This window comes from Lysinibacillus sp. NPDC056185 (assembly GCF_047737915.1).
Classification (GTDB): domain Bacteria; phylum Bacillota; class Bacilli; order Bacillales_A; family Planococcaceae; genus Lysinibacillus.
This window is the reverse complement of the sequence record NZ_JBLLLQ010000081.1, coordinates 1-1,842: the sequence shown is the minus strand read 5'-3', so window position 1 is coordinate 1,842 and position 1,842 is coordinate 1. Positions and strand designations below refer to the sequence as shown.

Genomic DNA, 1,842 nt, shown 5'->3' with positions numbered 1-1,842 from the left:
GACAGCGCCAGCACCAGCCATGGCCCGGCCGCGCGGGCGGCCTCGCTCCGGTCGCTGAGCGTCCCCGGCTGGCTCTGCCAGCTCGGCTGGTAGGTCCAGCGGTCCAGATTGTCGAGTCGGCCCTCCACGGCCGCCGCGGGCACGTTGATCTGGCCCCCGACCCCGTCGATGAAGTAGCGGCGGCGCTGGAAGGGATACGTCGGCAGCGGGACCCGGCGCGGGCTGCCTTGGTGCAGCGCCGCCCAGCGCACCTCCACGCCGGCGAGCCACAGCCGGGCGACCGCGGTGGCCAGCCACTGGCCCGGCACGGTGCCGCCGTCGGGGCCGAGCTCCAGCCGCACCGGGCACGTCTTGCTCTCCGCCATCCCCATTCCGGCCGCCAGCTCCTCGGCGCCCGGTCCGGACACGGCGCCGATCCGCACGCCGAGCGCACCCCGCAGCGCGTCCGCGACCGCCCGGGCCGCACCAGCCCGGCCGGCGCCGGACGAAGCGGGCCCGGTGATCCGGCCGGCGGCTTCCGCGAGCCCCGTCCACCAGCCTTCGCCGACCGCCCCGTCCTCCGGCAGTACCAGCTCCACCAGCGGATTGCGGTGCTGCGGCTCGCCCGTCAGCCAGCGCCGCGGGTCGCCGAGTGCGAGCCGCGCGTCGGCGGCGTCGGCGCATACCACGGCGCGGCGTACGGAGAACTGCGAGCGGGACTGCTGGAGGGTGAACGCGACATCGGCGATCACCTGTTCGGGGTTCCGGTCCAGATAGCGCAGCAGGTCCTCGACGGCCTGATCGGCCGCGGCCGCGTTGCGGCCGGAGAGCACCAGCAGATGCGGGCCGGCCCGGTCCACCGGCGCCGGCCGGCGCGGCGGCTCCTCAAGTACGACGTGGGCGTTCGAGCCGCCCAGGCCGAAGGCGCTCACCCCGGCCCGGCGCGGGCCCTGTCCGGCCGGCCAGGTCCGGTGCTCCGTCAGCACGGTGAACTTCCTCCGGGCCGCGGCCAGCGCCGCGTTCGGGTTCTGGAAGTTGGGGGTGCCCGGCTGGATGCCGTGCCGCAGCGCCAGTATTGCCCGGATCATGCTGGTCGTGCCGGCGGCCCGGTCCAGATGCCCGATGCTCGCCTTGAGCGAGCCGAGCACGACCGGGCCGGTGGCCCGCTCCGGGAACACCCGGTCCATGGCTGCGACCTCGATCGAGTCGCCGAGCACCGTGCCGGTGCCGTGGCACTCCACGTAGTCGATCGTCTCCGGCTTGACCCCGGCGAACGCTATGGCGTCGGCGATCACCGCGGCCTGCCCGTCCACCCCGGGGGCGGTGAAGCCGGCGCAGGCGCTGCCGTCGTTGTTCGTGGCCGAGCCGAGCACCACCGCGCTGATGTCGTCGCCGTCATCGAGCGCGTCGGAGAGCCGCTTGAGCACCACCACGGAGGTGCCGCTGCCCATGACGCTGCCGCGGGCCCCGGCGTCGAAGACGCGCGCCTTGCCGTCCGGGGACAGGATGCCACCCTCCTCGTACGGGTAGCCGACGTTCTGCGGCAGCGGTACGAACACGCCGCCCGCCAGCGCGACCTCGCACTCGAAGTTCAGCAGCGCCTGAGCGGCCAGATGGACGGCGACCAGCGACGTCGAGCAGAACGTCTGCACGGTCAGGCTCGGGCCACGCAGGTTCAGCTTGTACGAAGCCATCGCGGCCAACGAGTCGCGCTCGTTGCCGATCGCCAGCATCAGCGCGCCGCCGGCCTCGGCGATGGTGGAGAACGCGACATTCCACATGTAGTCGGGAAAGCCGCAGCCGGCGAAGACGCCGACCTTCTCCGTCATCGCCATCGGCGGATAGCCCGCGACCTCCAGCCTG

At 73.8% G+C, this 1,842-nt stretch carries 1 protein-coding gene; it reads right to left on the bottom strand.

The window, feature by feature from the left end; genetic code table 11:
- Positions 1–1,842: beta-ketoacyl synthase N-terminal-like domain-containing protein (locus ACMZ42_RS26975; RefSeq protein WP_415733417.1), on the bottom strand; the 1,842-nt coding region annotated here is incomplete at both ends.